The 21729-nt window shown below is 71.2% G+C and carries 23 protein-coding genes and 1 riboswitch; of the genes, 15 read left to right on the top strand and 8 right to left on the bottom strand.

Features of this window, described 5'->3' with window-relative positions; all coding sequences use genetic code 11:
* Positions 1-108: 108 nt before the first annotated feature.
* Positions 109-1491, top strand: coding sequence for an RDD family protein (locus tag AC07GB_RS29195; protein WP_478850588.1), 1383 nt, complete (start codon positions 109-111; stop codon positions 1489-1491).
* Between the two features lie 109 nt (positions 1492-1600).
* Positions 1601-2245: an RDD family protein gene (locus tag AC07GB_RS29190; protein WP_478850587.1), complete on the top strand. Its 645-nt coding sequence runs from the start codon at positions 1601-1603 to the stop codon at positions 2243-2245.
* A gap of 144 nt (positions 2246-2389) precedes the next feature.
* On the opposite strand, the gene AC07GB_RS29185 is transcribed toward AC07GB_RS29190, so the two are convergent.
* Positions 2390-2707: a hypothetical protein gene (locus AC07GB_RS29185; protein ID WP_478850585.1), complete on the bottom strand. Its 318-nt coding sequence runs from the start codon at positions 2705-2707 to the stop codon at positions 2390-2392.
* Between the two features lie 529 nt (positions 2708-3236).
* On the opposite strand from AC07GB_RS29185, the gene AC07GB_RS29180 reads away from it, so the two are divergent.
* Complete coding sequence (locus AC07GB_RS29180; protein WP_478850583.1) at positions 3237-5672, top strand: immune inhibitor A domain-containing protein; 2436 nt, start codon at positions 3237-3239, stop codon at positions 5670-5672.
* Between the two features lie 135 nt (positions 5673-5807).
* Entirely contained in the window at positions 5808-6131 is a 324-nt protein-coding gene (locus AC07GB_RS29175; RefSeq protein WP_478850581.1) for a hypothetical protein, read from the top strand.
* A 16-nt stretch (positions 6132-6147) separates the two neighbouring features.
* On the opposite strand, the gene AC07GB_RS29170 is transcribed toward AC07GB_RS29175, so the two are convergent.
* Positions 6148-6732: an isochorismatase family protein gene (locus tag AC07GB_RS29170; RefSeq protein ID WP_478850579.1), complete on the bottom strand. Its 585-nt coding sequence runs from the start codon at positions 6730-6732 to the stop codon at positions 6148-6150.
* A gap of 119 nt (positions 6733-6851) precedes the next feature.
* The gene (locus tag AC07GB_RS29165; RefSeq protein ID WP_478850710.1) at positions 6852-8105 is read right to left on the bottom strand and encodes a nicotinate phosphoribosyltransferase; all 1254 of its coding nucleotides are present in this window, start codon (positions 8103-8105) and stop codon (positions 6852-6854) included.
* A gap of 212 nt (positions 8106-8317) precedes the next feature.
* Between AC07GB_RS29165 and clpS the strand changes: the two genes are divergently transcribed.
* Together clpS and AC07GB_RS29155 are read left to right on the top strand one after the other, a co-directional pair.
* Positions 8318-8635, top strand: coding sequence for an ATP-dependent Clp protease adapter ClpS (gene clpS / locus AC07GB_RS29160; RefSeq protein ID WP_478850577.1), 318 nt, complete (start codon positions 8318-8320; stop codon positions 8633-8635).
* Positions 8636-8646: 11 nt separating this feature from the next.
* Positions 8647-9255, top strand: coding sequence for a DUF2017 domain-containing protein (locus AC07GB_RS29155; RefSeq protein WP_478850575.1), 609 nt, complete (start codon positions 8647-8649; stop codon positions 9253-9255).
* 258 nt (positions 9256-9513) lie between these two features.
* Here AC07GB_RS29155 and AC07GB_RS29150 read toward each other — a convergent pair whose 3' ends face one another.
* Positions 9514-9669, bottom strand: coding sequence for a hypothetical protein (locus tag AC07GB_RS29150; protein ID WP_161624867.1), 156 nt, complete (start codon positions 9667-9669; stop codon positions 9514-9516).
* On the opposite strand from AC07GB_RS29150, the gene AC07GB_RS29145 reads away from it, so the two are divergent.
* The 8 genes from AC07GB_RS29145 to AC07GB_RS29110 all read left to right on the top strand — a co-directional run bounded on the left by AC07GB_RS29145 (position 9668) and on the right by AC07GB_RS29110 (position 16403).
* The gene (locus tag AC07GB_RS29145) at positions 9668-11146 is read left to right on the top strand and encodes an amino acid permease (RefSeq protein ID WP_478850573.1); all 1479 of its coding nucleotides are present in this window, start codon (positions 9668-9670) and stop codon (positions 11144-11146) included. The genes AC07GB_RS29150 and AC07GB_RS29145 overlap by 2 nt on opposite strands.
* A 178-nt stretch (positions 11147-11324) precedes the next feature.
* The gene (locus AC07GB_RS29140; RefSeq protein WP_478850571.1) at positions 11325-11747 is read left to right on the top strand and encodes a M67 family metallopeptidase; all 423 of its coding nucleotides are present in this window, start codon (positions 11325-11327) and stop codon (positions 11745-11747) included.
* A 2-nt stretch (positions 11748-11749) separates the two neighbouring features.
* Positions 11750-11866, top strand: a riboswitch (cobalamin riboswitch).
* Positions 11867-11911: 45 nt separating this feature from the next.
* A complete protein-coding gene (locus AC07GB_RS29135; RefSeq protein WP_478850569.1) occupies positions 11912-12874 on the top strand; it encodes an ABC transporter substrate-binding protein in 963 nt (320 codons plus the stop codon).
* Entirely contained in the window at positions 12871-13932 is a 1062-nt protein-coding gene (locus AC07GB_RS29130; RefSeq protein ID WP_478850567.1) for a FecCD family ABC transporter permease, read from the top strand. The genes AC07GB_RS29135 and AC07GB_RS29130 overlap by 4 nt, the downstream gene beginning before the upstream one ends.
* Entirely contained in the window at positions 13929-14774 is an 846-nt protein-coding gene (locus tag AC07GB_RS29125) for an ABC transporter ATP-binding protein (RefSeq protein ID WP_478850565.1), read from the top strand. Before AC07GB_RS29130 ends, AC07GB_RS29125 begins: the two co-directional genes overlap by 4 nt.
* Before the next feature lie 92 nt (positions 14775-14866).
* The gene (locus AC07GB_RS29120) at positions 14867-14971 is read left to right on the top strand and encodes a putative leader peptide (RefSeq protein WP_311775236.1); all 105 of its coding nucleotides are present in this window, start codon (positions 14867-14869) and stop codon (positions 14969-14971) included.
* Between the two features lie 176 nt (positions 14972-15147).
* On the top strand, positions 15148-15435 hold the full coding sequence (locus AC07GB_RS29115; protein WP_478850563.1) for a MoaD/ThiS family protein: 288 nt from the start codon (positions 15148-15150) through the stop codon (positions 15433-15435).
* A 17-nt stretch (positions 15436-15452) separates the two neighbouring features.
* A complete protein-coding gene (locus tag AC07GB_RS29110) occupies positions 15453-16403 on the top strand; it encodes a PLP-dependent cysteine synthase family protein (protein ID WP_478850561.1) in 951 nt (316 codons plus the stop codon).
* Positions 16404-16551: 148 nt separating this feature from the next.
* Here AC07GB_RS29110 and AC07GB_RS29105 read toward each other — a convergent pair whose 3' ends face one another.
* The 3 genes from AC07GB_RS29105 to AC07GB_RS29095 form a co-directional block, all read right to left on the bottom strand.
* Complete coding sequence (locus AC07GB_RS29105) at positions 16552-16980, bottom strand: type II toxin-antitoxin system PemK/MazF family toxin (RefSeq protein ID WP_478850559.1); 429 nt, start codon at positions 16978-16980, stop codon at positions 16552-16554.
* A 25-nt stretch (positions 16981-17005) separates the two neighbouring features.
* Positions 17006-18085 carry a hypothetical protein gene (locus tag AC07GB_RS29100; protein WP_478850557.1) on the bottom strand — a complete coding sequence of 360 codons (1080 nt, stop codon included), beginning with the start codon at positions 18083-18085 and terminating at the stop codon, positions 17006-17008.
* Positions 18086-18180: 95 nt separating this feature from the next.
* Positions 18181-18780: a hypothetical protein gene (locus tag AC07GB_RS29095; RefSeq protein ID WP_478850555.1), complete on the bottom strand. Its 600-nt coding sequence runs from the start codon at positions 18778-18780 to the stop codon at positions 18181-18183.
* A gap of 818 nt (positions 18781-19598) precedes the next feature.
* Between AC07GB_RS29095 and AC07GB_RS29090 the strand changes: the two genes are divergently transcribed.
* Positions 19599-20351: an MBL fold metallo-hydrolase gene (locus AC07GB_RS29090; RefSeq protein ID WP_478850554.1), complete on the top strand. Its 753-nt coding sequence runs from the start codon at positions 19599-19601 to the stop codon at positions 20349-20351.
* 103 nt (positions 20352-20454) lie between these two features.
* On the opposite strand, the gene AC07GB_RS29085 is transcribed toward AC07GB_RS29090, so the two are convergent.
* Positions 20455-21705 carry a PTS transporter subunit EIIC gene (locus AC07GB_RS29085; protein ID WP_478850552.1) on the bottom strand — a complete coding sequence of 417 codons (1251 nt, stop codon included), beginning with the start codon at positions 21703-21705 and terminating at the stop codon, positions 20455-20457.
* Positions 21706-21729 lie beyond the last annotated feature (24 nt).

Here is a 21729-nt window from a genome sequence, read left to right as displayed (position 1 = left end):
GGAACCGTGCACGGAAGGGGGCGGTGCGGCGGGAGCCACCCGGCGGGACGCGCCCTTCTGATAGATGTGGAGCCTCACAGACCCCCGAGCAGATACGGGACGACGGACATGAGCGCCCCAACCCCGGCCCCCGGCGACGACAGGCCCCGCGAGGGCTACTACCCCGATCCGTCCATCCCCGGCTACGTCCGGTACTGGAACGGCGCCGCCTGGGTGCCCGGTACGAGCCGCCCGGCGCCCTCCGACGGCGAGCCCCTGCCCGCGCCGCCGCGCTCGGTGGCGGCCGCCGCGCCCGCCCCCGCGCCGCCGGTCGAGGAGACGGGGCCCGTCTTCTTCGACGAGGAGCCGGAGGGCGTGGCCCAGTCCGAGGAGGCGGCCCCCGACGCGGGACCCGAGCCCGCGACGGCCTGGGGCGCGGACGCCGCCCGGCAGACCGGGCTCGGCGGCGAGCAGGACCAGCGGGTGTCGTGGGGCAAGCCGGGCAGGCCCGACCCCAGGCTGCCCGCCGAGCCCGCGGCCCGCCCCGACGCGGCCGCGCCGGGCACCGCCCAGGGCACCGCGAGCCGCGTGCCCGCGCAGGCGAGGCCCGAGGACGCGGCGAAGGACCCCGCCGTCAAGCCGGGCACCCTCCAGCCCCCCTCCGGCGAGGGAACGGTCACCTTCCGGCGGCCCACCGGACCGGTGAAGCCCGCGGGGCACGCCACGCCGGGCCCGGACGGCCCCGCCGAGGGCACGATGTCGATCAGGGCGCTGCGCCCCAAGCCCGCGCCGGGTTCCGCCGCGTCGGCGGCGGCCGCCGAGCCCGCCGCTCCCGCCGTGCCGCAGCAGGGCGCGGCCCCCGGCGGCGGCGCGGTCGTCACCTCCGGGTCCGGCGGCGGCGCCGCCTCCTGGGCCCAGCAGGTGCACCAGCTCGCCCGGCCGCCCGCGGAGCCGCAGGGCGAGGGGCCCGTCGTGCCGTGGAAGCCGGTGGCCGCGGACCCGTTCGCGGCGGTGGCCCAGGCCCAGGCGGAGGCGCGGCCCGCCGCGCTCGGCAAGCGGCTCGTGGCACGGCTCGTCGACACCGTCGTCCTCGCCGCGGTCACCGCGGGGGCCGCGCTGCCCCTCGGCACCCGGGCCGCTGACCACATCGACAGCAAGATCGACGCGGCGAAGCGGTCCGGCGAGAAGGTCACGGTCTGGCTGCTCGACGGCACCACGGCGGGCTACTTCGGGATCGTCCTCGGGGTGCTGCTGCTCTTCGGCGTCCTGTACGAGGCGCTGCCGACGGCCAAATGGGGGCGCACGCTCGGCAAGAAGCTGTGCGGCATCGAGGTCCGCTCCATCGAGGACCACACGGCCCCGTCCTTCGGCGCGGCCCTGCGCCGCTGGCTCGTGTACGCCGTGCCCGGGGTCCTGGTGGTGGGGGTGGCCGGCGTGCTGTGGTGCCTGTTCGACCGGCCGTGGCGCCAGTGCTGGCACGACAAGGTGGCGAAGACGTTCGTCGCCTCCTGACCGGGGCCGGCACGGAAGCGCCCCGTAGGGGTGCGGCAGAACGGGAAGAGATAACCCGGACAGCCGCACATCACATGCAGGGACTTCCACTTCGAGGTGCACTCACCCCATGAGCACCGAACCGCCGCCCTACCCCACAGGACCGGACCCCGACGACAACGATCCGTTCAGGAAGCAGCCACCCCCGCCGGGCCCCGGCGGCGGATCGCCCTACGACACCCCGCCCCCGGGCGGCGGCCCGGGCGGCGGCGCCCCGCCCCCGCCCTACGGGGGCGACCCCTACGGCGCCCCGGATCCCCTCGGGGGCATGCCCCCCTTGGCGGACAGCGGCAAGCGCGTCCTCGCCCGCATCATCGACATGGTCCTCGTCGGCATCGTCGTCTGGGCGCTCACGTGGCTGTTCGGCACGCACGAGTACGACCTGGACCCGGACAAGGTGGACGCGGGCAAATCGTTCGGCCAGTCGCTGCTGGCCGCCGTGCTGTACATCGCCTACGACAGTTACTTCGTCTCCAAGTCCGGCCAGACGCTCGGCAAGAAGTGGCTGAATCTGCGGGTGGCGAACCTCAACGACGGCGCCACGCCCACCCTCCAGTCGGCGCTCGCTCGCGCCGCGGTCCTGTGGGTGCCGTTCGCGTTCTGCTGCGCGTGCGTCTGGACGGTGATCTGCGGCGGCTGGAGCTTCTTCGACAAGCCGTACAAACAGGGCCTGCACGACAAGGCGGCCAAGACCGTGGTGGTCAGCACGGCCTGAGCCGCGCGCGGCAGCGCGGCGGGCAGGGGCCCTGAGGCAGGCGGAAGCGGCGCCCGCGCGGCACGGGGCGCTCGGCGACCGGCGGGTTCGTGACGGTGGTTCACGAACCCGTCGGTTCTGTATGCGGTTGTCCGTGGGGAGCCGTCAGGGTCCGGCGGGTTCCCGTACGGAGGCGGAGGCGGCGGCCCGCGAGGGGTCCCGCGCCGGCACGGGCGCGATGACCGTGCGCTGGGCGGGGACCTGGTGCCCGGTGGGGACGGGGGGAGCGGCGGTGGCCGCGCCCCGCGCCTGTTTGGGCAGCGGGACCGTTAAGGCGACGAGCAGCCCGAGCCCGAGCGCGGCAAGGGCTATGACCGCGATTCCCGGGGGTGAGGTCGCCTGCGACAGGAGCAGCATGGCGAGGGTGGAGCAGATGACGGTCGCGGAACCATACGAGAGCTGTGCGACGGTCGGACGAGGCATGGGGCGAGACATGGCGTGATCCGTCCTCGGGACAGCGGATGCGGGGGTGATCCTGGGGCTATGGGGGTTGTGGGTGGGGCATCACGGAACGTATACGAATCGAAGGGGGCTCTTTGGCGTCGGCTTGGATGCCTTGCCGAGCACCCGCGCCCGCCGTTGATTTGGCGCCGTTCTTCAGGGTCTGGCTCTATTCGCCTGCATGCCCGACGTGGCCGCGCGGTAAGCGTGACCTTACCCACGGTGCCGGTGCACGGGGGGCGCATAGATTCATGCATTCCATCAACTGGACGGTCGCACGCGCCGGTTGACGATGCAATATGCCGCTCGGTCGTGCCGCGGCCACCCTGCGCTGTGTCCGCATAGGGGACGAGCGGGTCTGCATAGAGCATTTGGCCTGTTCAAGTCAAGGTCTGTCTTTTCTCCTCACCCTCCGGTCGAATGTCGTCACTTAGGACGCGCTTACCGCGCGCGGACCTCCTTGACCGGGACCCCTCCGGTCCGCGGCGGGCGCGGGGGAGGAAACCATCAAGTGAGAGTCAAGAGACGGACGTTCCGTGCCGCGGCTGCCGCCGTGGCGGTGGCCGCGGCCACCGCGACGTTCTCGGCGTACGGGGTGGCGGTCGCCGACGACGGCGCGAACGCGCCCTCGGCCAAGGACGGGCAGGCCATCGACCGCCGCGATCCGGCGGACGCCAAGACGGGCGTCGACCACGACCTGGACGGGCCCTTCAGCAAGCAGCAGGCCCAGCAGCGCAAGGCGGCCCTCGAACAGGTCGTGTCGGGCGAGGCCGAGGTCAAGAAGCGCGGCGGTTCCAACGTCGTCAAGCTCGACGACAAGAAGTACGTCGAGCTGGGCCGCGAGAAGACCGACAAGATCTTCACGATCCTGGTGGAGTTCGGGGACAAGGTGGACGACACCACCATGTACGACCCCGACGGCCCGGACGGTCCCGAGCAGCCGGTCAAGAAGTACGGCGGCACGCCGGGTCCGCAGCACAACAAGATAGCCAAGCCGGACCGTGCGAAGGACAACAGCACGGCCTGGCAGGCCGATTACAACCGCAAGCACTTCCAGGACCTGTACTTCGGCAAGGGCAAGGACAGCAAGGGCAAGACCAAGCACTCGCTGAAGACGTACTACGAGAAGACCTCCTCCGGGCGCTACTCGGTCGACGGCACGGTCTCGGACTGGGTCAAGGTCGACTACAACGAGGCCCGTTACGGCTCGAACTACTGCGGCGACACCAACTGCGCCAACGTCTGGGACGCGGTGCGCGACGGCGTCACGGCCTGGGAGAAGGACCAGAAGGCCAAGGGCCGCACGGACGCGCAGATCAAGGCGGACCTCGCGAAGTACGACAAGTGGGACCGCTACGACTTCGACAACGACGGCGACTTCAACGAGCCCGACGGCTACATCGACCACTTCCAGATCGTCCACGCCGGTGAGGACGAGTCCGCCGGCGGCGGCGCCGAGGGCCCCAACGCCCTGTGGGCGCACCGCTGGTACGCCTACGGCGACGACGCGGGCAAGACGGGCCCGGGCAACAACAAGGCGGGCGGTACCCAGATCGGCAAGTCCGGCATCTGGGTCGGCGACTACACGATGCAGCCGGAGAACGGCGGCCTCGGCGTCTTCGCCCACGAGTACGGCCACGACCTCGGCCTGCCGGACCTGTACGACACGACGGGCCCCGGCGCCGCCGGTGAGAACTCCGTCGGCTTCTGGTCGCTGATGTCGGCCGGATCCTGGCTCGGCACCGCCAAGAACGCGATCGGCGACCTGCCCGGCGACATGACCTCCTGGGACAAGTTCCAGCTGGGCTGGCTCAACTACGCCAAGGCCAAGGCCGCGACGAAGTCCACGCACAAACTGGGCGTGTCCGAGTACAACACCCGCAACAAGCAGGCGCTGCTCGTCACGCTGCCCAAGAAGTCGGTCACCACGACGGTCGTGAAGCCCACCGAGGGCGCCGGCCAGTGGTGGAGCGGCCAGGACGACGACCTCAGGAACACCCTGACCCGGTCCGTCGACCTCACCGGCAAATCCAAGGCCGAGCTGTCCCTCGACGGCTGGTGGGACATCGAGCGGAACTACGACTACCTCTACACCGAGGTCTCGACGGACGGCGGCGCCTCCTTCACGCCCGTCGACGGCACCGCCGACGGCAAGCAGATCACCCGTGACGGCGGCGACAAGCCCGCCCTGACCGGCTCGTCGACGAAGTACCAGAAGCTCGTCTACCCGCTCGACGCCTACGCGGGCAAGGAGATCGACATCCGCTTCCGCTACGCGACGGACGGCGGCACCTCGCTCAAGGGCTTCACCGCCGACCGGATCACGCTGACCGCGGACGGCGCCAAGCTGTTCACCGACGGCGCCGAGAACGGCGACAACGGCTGGAAGGTGAAGGGCTTCTCGCGCATCGGCGAGTCCTTCACGAAGAAGTACGAGCAGTACTACTTCGCCGAGAACCGCCAGTACGTGTCGTACGACAAGACCCTCAAGGCCGGCCCGTACAACTTCGGCTTCGCGTCGCGCCCCGACTGGGTGGAGCACTACCCGTACCAGACCGGCCTGCTCGTCTGGCAGTGGGACACCTCCCAGAAGGACAACAACGTCAGCAAGCACCACGGCAAGGGTCTGATCCTGCCGGTGGACGCGCACGCCAAGCCGCTGAAGTGGAAGGACGGCTCGCTCCTCCGGAACAAGATCCAGCCGTACGACGCGCCGTTCTCGAAGTACCGCACGGACGCGTTCACGCTCCACAACGCGGACGTCGCGCTCAAGCTGAAGTCGCGCGCCGGGGTCTCGGCCTTCGACGATCACAAGGGCACCTACTGGTACCCGGAGAACCCCACGGGCAGCGTCAAGGTCACTGACACCAACACCAAGATCAAGATCGTGAAGCAGCCGAAGGACGGCTCCTCGATCACGGTCCAGGTGGGCCCCTCGGTCCGATAGTTTTACGTTTGCCCAGGTCAGAGGCGTATTTCTGACCGGACGGCCGTCGCCCCCTAGCGGGCGGCGGCCGTTCGTGTTTAGGTGCGTGCTGTGGATTCCTTATTGACGCGACGTCTCACGGGGGTGTGACACAGCATGGCCGCAGGAGGCTTCTGCAAGCTGCCGAACGGCAGCGTGGTGGTGGCGCTGACCCTGCCGAGACCCGGCTCCCCCGCGGGCGGCACACGGGTACGGGTCCTGGTGCACGCCGTGAACCGGGCCCGGGCCCTGACCCGCCTGCGCAACCTCGGCCTGCGGGCGGTGTACCTCCGCGGCAACGCGGAGCCCCCCACCCCCGACGAGGTCACGGCGGTCCTCCACCACCCCGACGGCCTCATATGGCGCACGGCCCCCGCCCAGGGCGCCCAGGAGCTGTGGCACCCGATCAGGGCCCTGCTCCGCCGGAGCGCCGCGGCATAGCCCTGCGGCCCCGTGGCTACACCACCGGCTTGCCCGTCAGCTCGACCCCCGCCGCGCGCAGCTCCTCGAGGGCCCGCTGCGTCGTCGCCTCGGACACGCCCGCCGTGAGGTCGAGCAGCACATGCGTCCGGAAGCCCTCCCGCGCGGCGTCGAGCGCGGTGGCCCGCACGCAGTGGTCCGTGGCGATCCCGACCACGTCCACCTCCCGCACCTGCCGCTCCCGCAGCCACTGGGCCAGCGGCGTCCCGTTCTCGTCGGTCCCCTCGAAGCCGGAGTACGCCGCCGAGCGCTCCCCCTTGGAGAAGACGGCGTCGACGGCCCCGGAGGCCACCGCGGGCGCGAAGTTCGGGTGGAAGCCGACGCCCTCGGTGCCGGCCACGCAGTGCGGCGGCCAGGAGTCCACGTAGTCGGGCTCGGCCGAGAAGTGGTCGCCCGGCGCGATGTGGTGGTCACGGGTGGCCACGACGTGGCGGTAGCAGGCGGGGGACTGGCCGATGAGGTCGGTGATGGCGGCGGCCACGTCCGCGCCGCCCGCCACCGCGAGGCTGCCCCCCTCGCAGAAGTCGTTCTGCACGTCTACGACAATCAGGGCGCGGCGCATGGCGGGTGTCCTTCGTTAGCTGGATGAACCGAGCGTAGAGACTTCACGTCCGTTGCGGGAGGGGGCGTCGGGCGCGCGGACCGTGAGCCGGGGCCGCCCGCGGTGGCCGGGCCCGGCGCTCACACGAACTCCGTGGGGATGACGGCCTCGCCCCGCGACAGCTGGGTGGCCGAGAGCGGCAGCGAGGCCCGCGCCGCCGCGTGCCGGTCGCGGACGGTGTCCAGGGGCTCCCGGGCGAGCACCTCGCCGCCCTTGATCAGCTCGACGTGGAGCTGGTGCCCTGCCAGGTCCGCGGGGACGGGCCCGGTGCCCACGACCTCGGCCTCGGCGACCCCCTGGGCGTCGGGCCTGCGCGCGGCCCACTTGCGGCCGCCCAGGGACGACTTCGCGCCGAGCGACTTCTTCGCGACCGGCTCCAGGGGCGCCCCGGGGTCGGCGGAGCGGGCGCGGGCGACCAGCTTGTAGACCATGGAGCAGGTGGGGTGCCCGGAGCCGGTGACGAGCTGGGTGCCCACGCCGTAGGCGTCCACGGGCGCCGCCGCGAGCGAGGCGATGGCGTACTCGTCCAGGTCGGAGGTGACGACGATCTTGGTCCCGGTCGCGCCGAGGTCGTCCAGCTGCTGCCGCACCCGGTGCGCGACCAGGAGGAGGTCGCCGGAGTCGATGCGCACGGCGCCAAGCTCCGGGCCCGCGATCTCGACGGCCATCCGGACGGCCTCACCGACGTCGTAGGTGTCGACGAGCAGGGTCGTGCCGCGGCCGAGGGAGTCCACCTGGGCGCGGAAGGCGTCGCGCTCGCTGTCGTGGACGAGGGTGAAGGCGTGCGCGGAGGTGCCGACGGTCGGGATGCCGTAGCGGAAGCCGGCGGCGAGGTCGGACGTGGTGGTGAAGCCGCCGACGTAGGCCGCGCGGGACGCCGCGACGGCCGCCAGCTCGTGGGTGCGCCGCGCGCCCATCTCGATCAGCGGCCGCCCGCCCGCCGCGGAGGCCATCCGGGACGCCGCCGCAGCGATGGCCGAGTCGTGGTTGAGGATCGACAGGATCACGGTCTCCAGGAGCACGCACTCCGCGAAGCTGCCCTCGACCCGCAGGATCGGCGAGCCGGGGAAGTACACCTCGCCCTCCGGATAGCCCCACACGTCCCCGCTGAAGCGGTACGAGGCCAGCCACTTCAGGGTCGGCTCGTCCACCACGCGGCGCTCGCGCAGGAAGGCGATGACGTCCGCGTCGAAGCGGAAGTTCTCCACGGCGTCCAGGACCCGGCCGGTCCCGGCGACCACTCCGTAGCGACGGCCCTCCGGCAGGCGGCGCGTGAACACCTCGAACACGGAGCGGCGGTGCGCGGCGCCGGACTTGAGGGTGCCCTGCAACATCGTCAGCTCGTAGTGATCCGTGAAGAGCGCGGTCGACGGAACGCCCACCCGTCGCCCACCGCCACCCTTATTCGGAAGCGCTTCGCGCCCTTCCTCTCCTGGCAGCCCCAGGTCATGCTCCCCATGGTTCATACGACGGATGCTACCGCTCATCTCGTCACTCTGACGATTTCGGGGGTCCGTTTGTGCGGTCACCCCCGGCGGGTGGCAGCATGGGACAAGTGAGTAGCGCGGCTCCTGCAGAGATCACCCGCCCGGACGCGGACGAAGAGACGTTCGCGGTCCCTGAACCGGACGTCCCCTGGATCACCCTGGTGCACAACGACCCGGTGAATCTCATGAGCTACGTGACGTACGTCTTCCAGACGTACTTCGGGTACTCCAAGGACAAGGCGACCAAGCTCATGCTCGACGTCCACCACAAGGGCCGTGCCGTCGTCTCCTCGGGCAGCCGCGAGGAGATGGAGCGCGACGTGCAGGCGATGCACGGGTACGGGCTCTGGGCCACCCTCCAGCAGGACCGGAAGTAGCGACGCGACCGATGCCAGGACACTTCGAACCGATCCCGGGGGGCGGCGCGGCCGTCGCGCTCGACGAGGTCGAGATCTCCATCATCCGCTCCCTGGCCGTGCAGCTCCTGGAGCTGATCGGCCCTGGTGACGAGCCCGCGGGCGACGACGGCGACCTCTTCGCCGAGCTGTTCGCGCCGGGCCCGAGCGAGCCGCCCGCCGACCCGGTGCTCAAGCGCCTGCTCCCGGACGCGTACGGCGGCCCCGGCAGCGAAGGCGCCTCCGAGGCCCAGGCCGCCGAACTGCGGTCGTACTCCGCGGAGTTCCGCCGCTTCACCGAGAACGACCTGCGGGCCCGCAAGCGGGACGACGCGCTCGCGGTGATCCGCTGCCTGGACGCGCTGACCGTCGCGGGCGAGGGCGGCGCCGTCCTGAAGCTGTCCGTCGAGGACTCGCGCCGCTGGCTCGGCGCGCTCAACGACCTGCGGCTCGCGATCGGCACCCGCCTGGAGGTGACCGACGAGGAGGACACCGACATCCTCTACCGCCTTCCGGACTCCGATCCGCGCAAGCCGATGGTGATGGCGTACTTGTGGCTGGGGGGCCTCCAGGAGACCCTCGTGGACACCCTGACCGGGTGAGGCCGGATCCGGCCGGGCGTGAAGTTCTTCCGATGGCCGGTGTGAAGGTTTTCTGTCGGACGGGGTGACGGTTTCCCGGCGTCCGCGTGACCTCTTCTTGAAGATCGTGGGCGTTCGCTCAACGGACGCTCAAATCCGGATAACGATCGGGTCACCGTACTGTCCGCATATGCAGGTCAGTGGGAGCTTTGTCCGCTTCTTCCTGTGGTGTGTGCCACAGCTGACTCATTCGATCACTGTGACGGTCGTGATAAATGTTCACGACCGCTCGGTGACGCCACCCATGTCGCCGACGGCACGCCAGGGGCCGACAGACCGTCGGCGGCACTCCATCACCATTCGGGGGATCACGACCTGGTCCGCGGCGAAACCGCAGTTCGCGGCGCGGATCAGCATGGAGAAAGGCGTCACCATGACCTCAGTGCAGGTCGAAGAGCACCACGACGGCAGTGGGGCCGGGACGGATGCGTCCGGCGACGGCGAGGGATATCAGCGCGGGCTCGGCGCCCGGCAGATCCAGATGATCGCGATCGGCGGTGCCATCGGCACCGGCCTGTTCCTCGGCGCGGGCAAGGCCATCCACAAGGCCGGTCCGAGCCTCATCCTCGCGTACGCGATCGCGGGACTTGTCATCTTCTTCATCATGCGCGCGCTCGGCGAGCTGCTCATGTACCGGCCCGTCTCGGGCTCCTTCTCCGAGTACGCCCGCGAGTTCGTCGGCCCGTTCTTCGGATTCGTGACCGGCTGGACGTACTGGCTCTTCTGGGTCGTCACCGGCATCACCGAAGTCACGGCGGCAGCCCAGTACATGCAGTACTGGACACACGGCTCCGTCCCACAATGGGCCTACGCGCTGATCTTCACCGTCATCCTGTACGGCGCCAACCTGATCTCCGTGAAGCTCTTCGGCGAGCTGGAGTTCTGGTTCTCCATGGTCAAGGTCACCGCCATCATCGGCATGATTTTGATTTGTGCCGGCATTCTCACCATCGGCTTCTCCGACGCCGGTGACAGCGCGTCCGTCTCGCACCTGTGGGACAACGGCGGCTTCTTCCCCAACGGCATCGGCAACACGCTGATGACCCTCCAGATCGTGATGTTCGCCTTCCTCGCCGTGGAGCTGGTCGGCGTCACCGCGGGCGAGTCCAAGGACCCGAAGAAGACCCTGCCCAAGGCGATCAACACCGTGCCGTGGCGCATCGCCGTCTTCTACGTCGGCGCCCTGATCATGATCCTCTCGGTCGTGCCCTGGACGCACTTCCAGCCCGGCGTCTCCCCGTTCGTGGCGGCCTTCGAGAAGATGGGCCTCGGCATCGGCGCCGCGATCGTGAACTTCGTGGTCCTGACGGCCGCGCTCTCCTCCTGCAACTCGGGCATGTACTCCACCGGCCGCATGCTGCGCGACCTCGCGCTCAACGGCCAGGGCCCGAAGTTCTTCACCAAGCTCACCAAGAACGGCCTGCCCCTGGTCGGCACCACCGCGTCCGCCGCGCTGATGCTCGTCGGCGTGTGGATCAACTACCAGTGGCCGGGCGAGGCGTTCAACTACGTCGTCTCCTTCGCCACCATCTCCGGCATGTGGGCCTGGATCATGATCCTGGTCTCCCAGATCAACTACCGCCGCAAGGCCGACCGCGGCATCCTGCCGCAGTCCACCTTCCGCGCCCCGGGCGCCCCGTACACGAGCTGGTTCGCGCTCGCCTTCATCGGCATGGTCATCGTGATGATGGGCGTCGACAAGGACGCGCGGATCTCCCTGTACTGCGCCCCGATCTGGGCCGCCATCCTGTGCGTGTCCTACCTGGTCCTCAAGAGCCGCAACCCGGAGGCCGCGGCCTTCAAGAAGCGTGAGCACGGGGGCGCTGCCGCTGTGCCTGGTGCCAAGGACTGACCTCGGCGCTTCGTTGGACCTGCGGGTCGTCTGTGGCTGGTCGCGCCCGCGCGGCGGAGCCGCATGGAGTCCCAGCCCCGCGCCCCTTCGGGGCACTGTCCGTGATGCGGGCCGCCGCGTACCACATGCTGGTACGCGGCGGCCCTTTCGCACGTTCGTGCTGCTTATCCTGGCCCACATGCTGACCATCACCCAGGCCCTGCACGACGAGATCGTCGCGCACGCGCGCAAGGACCACCCCGACGAGGCGTGCGGCGTCGTCGCGGGCCCTGCGGGCACGGACCGCCCCGAGCGGTTCATTCCGATGCTGAACGCGGCCCGCTCGCCCACGTTCTACGAGTTCGACTCGGCGGACCTGCTCAAGCTGTACCGCGAGCTGGACGACCGCGACGAGGAGCCCGTGGTCATCTACCACTCGCACACGGCCACGGAGGCCTACCCCTCCCGCACCGACATCTCGTACGCGAACGAGCCCGGCGCCCACTACGTCCTCGTGTCCACCGCCGACGCCGACGACGCGGGCCCCTTCCAGTTCCGCTCGTTCCGCATCGTGGACGGAGAGGTCACCGAGGAAGAGGTCCAGGTCGTACAGGCATACTGAAGCCGACCTTCGAGGCGGCAGGGCCCAGGAAGCCGGTGTGAGTCCGGCGCGGTCCCGCCACTGTGACCGGCACGCGCGCGTGCCGGGAGTCAGGAACTGACCTGCCGCCTCCTCCCACTTGACGCAGGGGACGCGGAAATCCCCTGGAGGAGGACCGCACAGTCATGCGCATCCGCGTGCTGCTCGTCGCCGCGGCGACCCTGCTCCCGCTGACGGCCTGCTCGTCGTCCGGCGACTCCGGCTCCACGGCCGGCAAGTCCAAGGCGGCGGGTTTCCCGTACACCGTCACCAACTGCGGTGTGAAGACGACGTACAAGGCACCCCCCGAGCGTGCCGTCACCATGAACCAGCACGCCACGGAGGTCCTCCTGGAGCTGGGCCTCAAGGACCGCGTCGCCGGGACCGCCTACCTCGACGACAAGGTGCTCCCGAAGTACGCGAAGGACTACAAGTCCCTGCCGGTGCTCGCCAAGGAGTACCCCTCGTACGAGAAGCTCCTGGCCGCCAACCCCGACTTCGTCTACGGCGGCTACGCGTCCGCCTTCGCCGCGGGCGAGGGCCGCTCCCGCGACGCCCTCGCCAAGTCCGGCATCCACACCCGCATGAACATCGAGGGCTGCGCCAAGAAGCCCGTCACGATGGCCGACGTCTACCGCGAGGTGCGCGAGACCGGCGCCACCTTCGGCGTCCGCGACCGCGCCGAGAAGTGGGTGCGCTCCGCCGAGGCCGAGCTGGCCCGCGCCGCGAAGAGGACCAAGGGCGCCAAGGCCCCGTCGGTCTTCGTCTACGACAGCGGCGACAAGACCGCCTTCACGGCGGGCGGCAAGGGCATCGGCAACGACATCATCGAGCGCGCGGGCGGCCGCAACGTGATGGCCGACCTCGACAAGGCCTTCGGCGACGCCTCCTGGGAGAACGTGGTCGACCGCCGCCCCGACGTCGTCCTCATCTACGACTACGGCGCGACGACCGTGGCCCAGAAGAAGAAGCGCCTCCTCGACGACCCGGCCCTCAAGGACGTCCCCGCCATCAAGAACAAGCGCTTCGCGGTCCTGCCCCTTTCGGACGTGGTCCTCGGCGTACGGGCACCGAAGGCGGTGGAGAAGCTCGCGGAGCAACTGCGGTGACCCCCTACGCCGAGAAGCCCGCCGGACCGCCCGGCAGGGCCCGCTACGCCGCCCTGGTGGCCGTGCTCGTCCTCGCCCTGGCCGCCGCGGCCGTCGGCGCGCTCACGTACGGCTCCGTCCACATCCCGGTCGGCGAGGTCTTCGACATCCTCACGGGCAGGGCCGAAGGGCCGTCCCCGTACCGCACGATCGTTCTTGACGTCCGCCTTCCCCGGGTCCTGCTCGGCGCGGCCGTCGGCGCGGGCCTCGCCGTCATCGGCACCACGCTCCAGGCCCTGGTGCGCAACCCGCTCGCCGACCCCTTCCTGCTCGGCGTCTCCTCCGGCGCCTCCGCGGGCGCGGTCGGCGTGATCGTGCTGGGCTGGGGCGCGGGCCTCGCCATCACGGTGACCATCCCCGCGGCGTCCTTCGCGGGCGCGTTCCTCGCCCTGTTCGTCGTGTACACGCTGGCCCGGGAGCCAGGCGGCGGCTTCACCACCGGCCGCCTGGTCCTCGCGGGCGTGGCCGTCTCGTACGTCCTGTCCGCCCTGACCAGCCTGATCCTGGTGGTCTCGGCCCGCGCCGACCACCTCCAGGAGGTCCTGTACTGGACGCTCGGCGGCCTCGGCAGCGCCCGCTGGGACATGCTCGCCGTGCCCCTGACCGTGCTCGGGCTCGGCACGGCCGTGCTCCTCTCGCTCGCCCGGCCGCTCGACCTGCTGCTCGTGGGGGAGGAGGGCGCCACCGTCCTCGGCCTGGACACGACCCGGTTCCGCGCGGGCGTCTTCGTGCTCGCCTCCCTGGTGACCGGCGTGCTCGTCGCGCACAGCGGGGCCATCGGCTTCGTCGGCCTGATGGTGCCGCACGCGGCCCGCATGCTGGTCGGCGCGGGCCACCGGGCGCTGCTTCCGGTGGCGGCCCTGATGGGCGCGGTGTTCCTGGTCGTCGCCGACCTCGCGGCACGCACCCTTGCGGCGCCGCAGGACATCCCCGTGGGCGTGCTCACCGCGCTCACCGGCGGCCCGTTCTTCCTGTGGCAGCTGCGCCGGGGCCGGGCGCGTGAAGGGGTGACGGCATGACGGACAGCCGACGACCGCCCGCCGGGGCGGCGGGCCCGCTCCCCGGCGCCGTGTGCCTGCGCGCCGAGGACCTCACGTACGACACCCCGTCCGGCCGCCGCCTCGTCGACGGCGTCTCGCTGACCGTCTCCGCGGGTGAGACGGTCGGCATCGTCGGGCCCAACGGCAGCGGCAAGACCACGCTGCTGCGCTGCGTCTACGGCGCCCTTGCGGCCACCGCGGGGCGGGTCCTGCTCGACGGCACGGACCTGACCGCCGCCGGGACCAAGGCGCGGGCCCGCCGCGTCGCCACCGTGCCGCAGGACGGGCAGGCCGGCTTCGACCTCACCGTCCGCCAGGTCGTGGCCATGGGGCGCTCCCCGCACAAGCGGTTCTGGGAGGCCGACACCGCCGCCGACCGGGCCCTGGTGGCCGACGCCCTGGCGCGCGTCGGCGCGGCGGACCTCGGCGACCGCCCCTTCGGGCAGCTCTCCGGCGGCGAGCGCCAGCGGGCCCTGCTGGCCCGCGCGCTGGTGCAGGAGCCCGCCGTCCTCGTGCTCGACGAGCCCACCAACCACCTGGACATCCGCTACCAGCTGGAGATCCTCGGCCTGGTCCAGGCCCTCGGCACGGCGAACCTGCTCGCCCTGCACGACCTGACCCTGGCCGCGTACTACTGCGACCGCCTCTACGTCGTCGACGGCGGCCGCGTCGTCGCGTCCGGACCCCCGGGCGAGGTCCTGACCAGCGAACTCCTCGCGGAGGTGTACGGCGTCACCGCCGAGGTGGCCGTCCACCCGGCCACCGGAGCCCCCACCGTCACCTATCTGCCCGGCCCGTCACGGCGCGTTCCCGCGCCCTGAGCGGGCCGCCCGCGTCCGGGTGCCGAGCCGGATCCGTCCGGTATCCGAGATCACATTCCGGGACCCGGACCGGGAATCGATACGATGACCCCATGGTTTCGAACGACGTGAGCATCCATACGACGCCGGGCGCCCTGCTCGTCGGCCGGCTGCACGTCGACCTGTGCCGTCTCGCCAGCGCCATCTGTCGGCGCTGAGACGCCGCCGCGCCTCCTGGGGCCGGGGCGCCGCCCGGGCACCGGGCTCCCGGCGCCCCGTGCTCCGCGCGCTCCCCGCAGGTCCCGCCCTTGACGCACGTCTCGCAGTTCCCCGCACCAGCCGGGCCCCGCCCCGGACCGCGCCCGAAACGACCCTTCCGACAGGAGCCCTCCCCATGGCCATCGAGGTCCGCATCCCGACCATCCTCCGCACCTACACCGGCGGCGAGAAGGCCGTCGAGGGCAACGGCGACACCATCGCCGCGCTCTTCGCCGACCTCGAGACCCGGCACGCGGGCATCCAGGAGCGCCTCGTCGACAAGGACAAGGGCAACGGACTGCGCCGGTTCGTGAACGTGTACCTGAACGACGAGGACGTCCGCTTCCTGGACGGCGTCGCCACCAAGCTCACCGACGGCGACAGCGTCACGATCCTGCCCGCCGTCGCGGGCGGGATGGTCTGACGGGCCGCGGCCGCCCCATGCGCTACGACTCCCCGCTCGCGGCCGTCGGCAACACGCCGCTGGTCCGCCTCCCGCGCCTGTCCCCGTCCGCGGAGGTCCGCGTCTGGGCCAAGCTGGAGGACCGCAACCCGACCGGCTCCATCAAGGACCGGCCCGCGCTCCACATGGTCGAACAGGCCGAGAAGGACGGCCGGTTGACGCCTGGCTGCACCATCCTCGAACCGACGTCGGGCAACACCGGCATCTCGCTCGCCATGGCGGCCACGCTCAAGGGCTACCGCATCGTGTGCGTCATGCCGGAGAACACCTCCCAGGAGCGCCGGGACCTGCTCACGATGTGGGGCGCCGAGATCATCTCGTCGCCCGCGGCGGGGGGCTCCAACACCGCCGTGCGCGTCGCCAAGGAAATCGCGGCCGAGCACCCCGACTGGGTGATGCTCTACCAGTACGGAAACCCGGACAACGCGGGCGCCCACTACGCCACCACTGGCCCCGAGATCCTCGCCGACCTGCCCTCCATCACCCACTTCGTGGCCGGGCTCGGCACCACCGGCACCCTCATGGGCGCCGGCCGCTATCTGCGTGAGCACAAGCCCGACGTGAAGGTCGTCGCCGCGGAGCCGCGCTACGACGACCTGGTCTACGGCCTGCGCAACCTCGACGAGGGCTTCGTCCCCGAGCTGTACGACGAGTCGGTCCTCACCACCCGCTTCTCGGTGGGGTCCGCCGACGCGGTGACCCGCACGCGCGAGCTGCTCAAGCAGGAGGGCATCTTCGCCGGCGTCTCCACCGGGGCGGCCCTGCACGCGGCCATCGGCGTCGGCCGCAAGGCCCTCAAGGCGGGGGAGGAGGCGGACATCGTCTTCGTCGTGGCCGACGGCGGCTGGAAGTACCTCTCGACGGGCCTGTACACGGCCGCGACGACGGAGGAGGCGATCGAGGCGGTCCAGGGCCAGCTCTGGGCGTAGCCCTGGGGGGGCGCCCTGGAACCGGTCAGTCGGCCTGCGGCCTCGTCCTCAAACGCCGGACGGGCTGAAAGTCTCCGGCTCGGGCCGTGGGTATTCCGCCCGTCCGGCGTTCCGGGAAGGGGCGGGTCCGAGGCGCCACCCGCGAGGGTCACCCCCCGAGGTACCGGACCTGGTCCCACAGTGCCGGGTCCACCGCCCCGGCCCGGCGCCGGAAGTCCCCGGCCCACAGCTCCCGTACCGCGTCCGGTTCGAGGAAGCCGGGGCGCCCGCGCACGTCCCCGACGGTCCCTGGCGGCAGCGGGATCACCCCGGCCCGCTCCTCGTGGAACCGGGTGGTGATCGTCGCGACGCGCACGACGTCACCGCGTACGGACAGGACGAGGAAGGGCCGCTCGGCCTCGTCGGCCACGGCCCACCAGATCTCCGCGGCGCGCGGCCGGCGCCGCACCGCCGGGGCGGCGCGGCGGGCACCGCGCCCCGCGCCGCGCGAGCGCCCGCGCCCCCAGCCGTCCACCACGGTGGCGACGAGCGCGAGGACCACCACCGCGGCGAGGGCCGGCCACCAGGACGTGTCCATGGCACCGACGGTACCCGCGGGCCCGTCAGAGCGCCGCCCGCGCCGGTGCGAGGAGCGCGCCGACGACGGCGGGCGCGTCCTCGCGCGCGAGGACGACCAGGACCGTCGCCTCGCCGTCACGGCACTCCACGACGACGGTGTCGTACGTGCTGCCGCCCGCCCAGTGGGCGGCGTCGTCGGGCCGCGGCGCGCGGACATCCCGCACGGTCAGGGACGGCGGCAGCGGCCTGCGGGCCACGCGTCCGTCGGGGTCGGGCGTCACCGCGGGCGCCCCGTCCCCGACGACCAGGTGGTCGAAGCCGTCCACGCTGTAGGGCACGTCCCCGAGCACGGCCGCGCGCACGCACCGCCTCCCGTCGGGCGGCACCGGAACGATGTCACTGGTGTCGACGGCACGCCGCTCCCGCCGCCGCGTGAGCCACGCGACCACGGCGGTCAGCGCCGCCGCCGGGGGCACCGCGGCCGCCGTGGCCAGCAGCGTGGCGGGCACGGACGGGCACACCTGGCTCGCGATGAACCCGGCGCAGCCGAGCAGCGCCCCGGCCACGAACCCCACGCCGAGCTGCCAGGCACTCGCGTGCGCCGCGGTCGCGTAGCGCCGGCGCCACCACCAGACCGTCCCCAGGGCGCCGAGCCCGAGGGGCAGCACCAGCAGGCCGATGCCCAGCGGGAGCCGCCAGTCGCCGGCGGGCGACGCGTCGGTCTCCTCGGCAATGGCGCCGAACCGCACGGCGCGGATCTCGCCCCGCCAGTACGTCAGCGACACCCGGTCCCCGGCGCGCACCGCGTCGTGCAGCCTCGACCCGGACATGTGCACGCGCCGCGCCCGGTCCTCGCCGCGCTCGGTGACCCGGAGCCAGTGGTCGGCCTTCCGGCCGCGGGACTCCTTCTCGGTGCCCGCGACGGTCGCGGACACCGTCGTCGTGCACGAGTCCGGCCGGGCCCCGGCCGTGCAGGCGGGCGCGGAGGCGTACGCGTGCCCCCGCGCGAGCGCGCCCGGCACGGCGGCGAAGAACCCGAAGGGGACCAGCAGGAGCAGGAGCCCGCAGCAGCCCGCGAGCACCGCCTTCCACCGACCGGACCCACCCGTCGTCCGCCCCGCCATCCCCAGCACCTCTCCCGGACCCGGCCACCACGTTCCCTCCCAGTGTCCCCGCCCGGGCCGGACGAAGCCGCGTACCGGCACCCATCGGACAGGCCCTAGGCGCCACCGCAGGGCTTGACCGAATCCAGGAGGCCCTTCTGGTTCTTGGCCAGCATGACCTGGACGATGGAGACGTCCGTGACCGGCGCCGGCGGGGCGGGATAGAGGTCGGCGGGCTTCTCCCAGGGCGTCAGTTCGTCAAAGGTGCGCTTCCAGCGGTGCCCTCCGCTGTCGGTGAAGAATATGGAATTGACCGTGAAGTACTGGTCAAGCGTGATCGTCGCGCCACGAGGGATCTTCCTGTTCGCCTCCGCCTTGGGGTCGACGGCCATGTTCTTGCTTTGCAGGAGGATGCGGGAGCACGGCGGGACGCTGCCGATCCAGAGAATCAGCTGGCTTTTCTGCCGGCGTGGCAGCGTATCCCCCTGCTCCTTCCATGTGATGTCAGCCGTGATCATCACATGCATTCTTGATATCGGGTCCGCCGAACGGTTGACCAGGTAGTAGCGACGACTCTTCAGGCTGTCTTCGACGTCGTAGTAGAACGCCACTTTGGACGCCTGGGAGCGTGTCGACTGGTCGGTGTCCTCCTGGGACTGCTTCAGCTGGTCTTCCGCGGTCCGGGCACTGTAATAAGTGGCGATGCCGGTGACCACGATGCCCCCGACCGCCGCGACGCCCGCGAGGGCGGTCCCGGCCTGGACCCACCAGTTCAGGTGCCGCCACCGTCCGCGCCCCGGGTCCTGGGGCCGGGGTTCCGATGTCTCCCGTGCTCGCACCGCCCCGGGCCGGGGCCGTTGCCGCGCCAGGCGAAGCCGCGTCCGCCGATCTGAATCATTACTCGTCACACGCCCCCCTTGAGCCACATCACGGGCCCGCTGTTCCCCGTCTTGCATACACGCTTCCGGCCTCTTGGGGGAGCCTTTCCCCTGCTTTTGGGAGGCCCGTGACCTTCGCCCAGGTGCCGTTGACTTCGTCGAAGAGGACGCAATTGAAGAGGGGCATCGAGGATTTCCTCACGTCGATACGTCGATGAGCAAGGAGTCGATACGTCGATGACGAAGGAAGGGCCGGTTCTCTCACGACCGCGCACGCGGCCCATTTCGCCGCGGACGACGAGACGCGGCTCCTTGGGGCTCCGGGGTGCCTTCCACGGGCCCGGAACGCGGCGGCCCCCGCGCATCGGCCTCACCGGCCGCCGGCCTGCCCGTCTCCCACCGGGTGGGGCACCACGACATCACCACGACCGGCGTGCCGAGTCCGCCCGCCTGGAGCGGGGCCCCTCCGCACGGTGCCGCCCCGGGCCGCCGCGAGTTACGCCCACCCCGCGGAACTACGGGGGAAGAGTGACGTGACCGGTGACTTCGCCCACAACGGCCCACGACGGAGGAGCGAGGCGCCGTTTCGCGCCTTACGCTCGTCGGACCGCACGCCCCTGAATTCCCCCGACCGCCAGCGCGGAGGTTCCAGCTATATGAAGCTCACCGTCGTCGGCTGCTCGGGGTCGTTTCCGTCCGCGGACTCGGCCTGCTCGAGCTACCTCGTCGAGGCCGACGGCTTCCGGCTGCTGCTCGACATGGGCAATGGCGCCCTCGGCGAGTTGCAGCGCCACATCGGTCTGTACGACCTCGACGCGATCTTCCTCAGCCATCTGCACGCCGACCACTGCATCGACATGTGCGCGTACTTCGTGGCCCGCTACTACCGGCACGAGGGCGGCCGCTGCGCGCCCATCCCGGTGTACGGCCCCGAGGGCACCGAGCAGCGCCTGACCACGGCGTACGCCGACACGCCCTCCGCGTCGTCGATGAGCGAGGTCTTCGACTTCCACACGGTCAAGCCGGGCGCCTTCGACATCGGCCCGTTCTCGGTGCGCACCGAGAAGGTCTGCCACCCGGTCGAGGCGTACGCCGTGCGCCTCGAACACGGCGGCAGGTCGCTCACGTACTCCGGCGACACGGGCCCCTGCGAGGCGCTCGACGAACTCGCCACGGGCACCGACCTCTTCCTGTGCGAGGCCGCGTTCACGCACGGCAAGGAGGACATCCCGGACCTGCACCTCAACGGCCGCGAGGCGGGCGAGTGCGCCCGGCGCGCGGGCGCGGGGCGCCTGGTCCTCACCCACATCCCGCCGTGGACGGACCCCGCGGTGAACCTCGCGGACGCCCGCGCGGTGTTCGACGGCCCGTCGGAGCTGGCCGCGCCCGGAGCGTCGTACCAGCTCTGAGGCGCTGTATCGATACGCCCCCGCGGCCCGTGCCACCCTGACGACGAAAGCGCGAAGGCCCCGGAACCCAAGCGGTTCCGGGGCCTTCGCGGTGTCCGAAGGGCTACGCCTTCGTCAGGTCCTCGATCTCCTCCTCGGGCTCACGGCCCGGGGTCGGGATGTTGAACTTGACGATCGCGAAGCGGAAGACCACGTAGTAGACGGCCGCGAAGACGAGGCCGATCGGGATGATCATCCAGGGCTTGTCGGCGAACTTCCAGTTCAGGACGTAGTCGATGGCACCGGCGGAGAAGGTGAAGCCGTGGTGCACGCCGAGCGCCCAGGTGACCGTCATGGCGACGGCCGTGAGCACCGCGTGGATCACGTACAGGACCGGGGCGATGAACATGAACGCGAACTCGATCGGCTCGGTGATGCCGGTGACGAACGAGGTCAGCGCGAGGGACATCATCATGCCGCCGACGACCTTGCGGCGCTCGGGCCGCGCGGTGTGCGTGATGGCGAGCGCCACGGCGGGCAGCGCGAACATCATGATCGGGAAGAAGCCGGACATGAACTGGCCGGCGGTCGGGTCGCCGTGCATGAAGCGCTGGATGTCGCCGTGCCAGACGGCCCCCGCGGAGTCGGTGAAGGAGCCGATCTCCTGCCAGGCGACGGTGTTCACGAACTGGTGCATGCCGACCGGGAGCAGCCCGCGGTTGACCACGCCGAAGACGCCGGCGCCGATGGAGCCGAGGCCGGTCATCCACTCGCCGAAGTTGGTGATCGCGTCGCCGACCGGGCCCCAGCACAGGCCGAAGAAGACGCCCATGGCGGTGCCGATGAAGGCCATGATGATCGGCACCAGACGGCGGCCGTTGAAGAAGCCGAGCCAGTCCACCAGCTTGGTGCGGTGGAACTTCTGCCACACCACGGCGGATATCAGGCCCATGATGATGCCGCCGAAGACCTTGGGGTCGTTGTATGTCGCGGCGACGTCGGCCCCCTTCATGATCTTCGCCTCGGTCACCGGGAACGCCTTCAGGACGTTCGTGTAGACCAGGAAGCCGACGAGCGCGGCGAGCGCCGTGGAGCCGTCCGCCTTCTTCGCGAAGCCGATCGCGACACCGATGCAGAACAGCATCGGCATGTTCGCGAACACGGCGTCACCGGCGTTGGCGAACACGGTGGCGACCTTGCCCCAGCCCAGGCCGTCCGCGCCGAACACGTCCGGCTGGCCGAGGCGGAGCAGGATGCCCGCGGCGGGCAGCACGGCGATGGGCAGCTGCAAGCTGCGGCCCACCTTTTGCAGACCCTGCAAAAGGCCGGCGCCCCGCTTCTTCGCGGGGGCCGCCTTGGCGGTGGCCGTACTCATGACTTCCTCCATGTACGGGTGCTG

The sequence above is a fragment of the Streptomyces sp. NPDC045778 genome (genome assembly GCF_056431945.1).
This window is presented reverse-complemented; position numbering and strand designations above follow the sequence as displayed.

Coding starts and splice junctions, on each gene's coding strand:
- AC07GB_RS29100 (WP_478850557.1), bottom strand. CDS start 18,085: ATGGCGGGGCGGACGACGGGTGGGTCCGGTCGGTGGAAGGCGGTGCTC.
- AC07GB_RS29155 (WP_478850575.1), top strand. CDS start 8,647: ATGCCAGGACACTTCGAACCGATCCCGGGGGGCGGCGCGGCCGTCGCG.
- AC07GB_RS29120 (WP_311775236.1), top strand. CDS start 14,867: ATGGTTTCGAACGACGTGAGCATCCATACGACGCCGGGCGCCCTGCTC.
- AC07GB_RS29150 (WP_161624867.1), bottom strand. CDS start 9,669: ATGGTGACGCCTTTCTCCATGCTGATCCGCGCCGCGAACTGCGGTTTC.
- AC07GB_RS29170 (WP_478850579.1), bottom strand. CDS start 6,732: ATGCGCCGCGCCCTGATTGTCGTAGACGTGCAGAACGACTTCTGCGAG.
- AC07GB_RS29145 (WP_478850573.1), top strand. CDS start 9,668: ATGACCTCAGTGCAGGTCGAAGAGCACCACGACGGCAGTGGGGCCGGG.
- AC07GB_RS29090 (WP_478850554.1), top strand. CDS start 19,599: ATGAAGCTCACCGTCGTCGGCTGCTCGGGGTCGTTTCCGTCCGCGGAC.
- AC07GB_RS29140 (WP_478850571.1), top strand. CDS start 11,325: ATGCTGACCATCACCCAGGCCCTGCACGACGAGATCGTCGCGCACGCG.
- AC07GB_RS29190 (WP_478850587.1), top strand. CDS start 1,601: ATGAGCACCGAACCGCCGCCCTACCCCACAGGACCGGACCCCGACGAC.
- AC07GB_RS29165 (WP_478850710.1), bottom strand. CDS start 8,105: ATGTTGCAGGGCACCCTCAAGTCCGGCGCCGCGCACCGCCGCTCCGTG.
- AC07GB_RS29115 (WP_478850563.1), top strand. CDS start 15,148: ATGGCCATCGAGGTCCGCATCCCGACCATCCTCCGCACCTACACCGGC.
- AC07GB_RS29125 (WP_478850565.1), top strand. CDS start 13,929: ATGACGGACAGCCGACGACCGCCCGCCGGGGCGGCGGGCCCGCTCCCC.
- AC07GB_RS29185 (WP_478850585.1), bottom strand. CDS start 2,707: ATGCCTCGTCCGACCGTCGCACAGCTCTCGTATGGTTCCGCGACCGTC.
- AC07GB_RS29175 (WP_478850581.1), top strand. CDS start 5,808: ATGGCCGCAGGAGGCTTCTGCAAGCTGCCGAACGGCAGCGTGGTGGTG.
- clpS (WP_478850577.1), top strand. CDS start 8,318: ATGGGACAAGTGAGTAGCGCGGCTCCTGCAGAGATCACCCGCCCGGAC.
- AC07GB_RS29195 (WP_478850588.1), top strand. CDS start 109: ATGAGCGCCCCAACCCCGGCCCCCGGCGACGACAGGCCCCGCGAGGGC.
- AC07GB_RS29085 (WP_478850552.1), bottom strand. CDS start 21,705: ATGAGTACGGCCACCGCCAAGGCGGCCCCCGCGAAGAAGCGGGGCGCC.
- AC07GB_RS29105 (WP_478850559.1), bottom strand. CDS start 16,980: ATGGACACGTCCTGGTGGCCGGCCCTCGCCGCGGTGGTGGTCCTCGCG.
- AC07GB_RS29110 (WP_478850561.1), top strand. CDS start 15,453: ATGCGCTACGACTCCCCGCTCGCGGCCGTCGGCAACACGCCGCTGGTC.
- AC07GB_RS29135 (WP_478850569.1), top strand. CDS start 11,912: ATGCGCATCCGCGTGCTGCTCGTCGCCGCGGCGACCCTGCTCCCGCTG.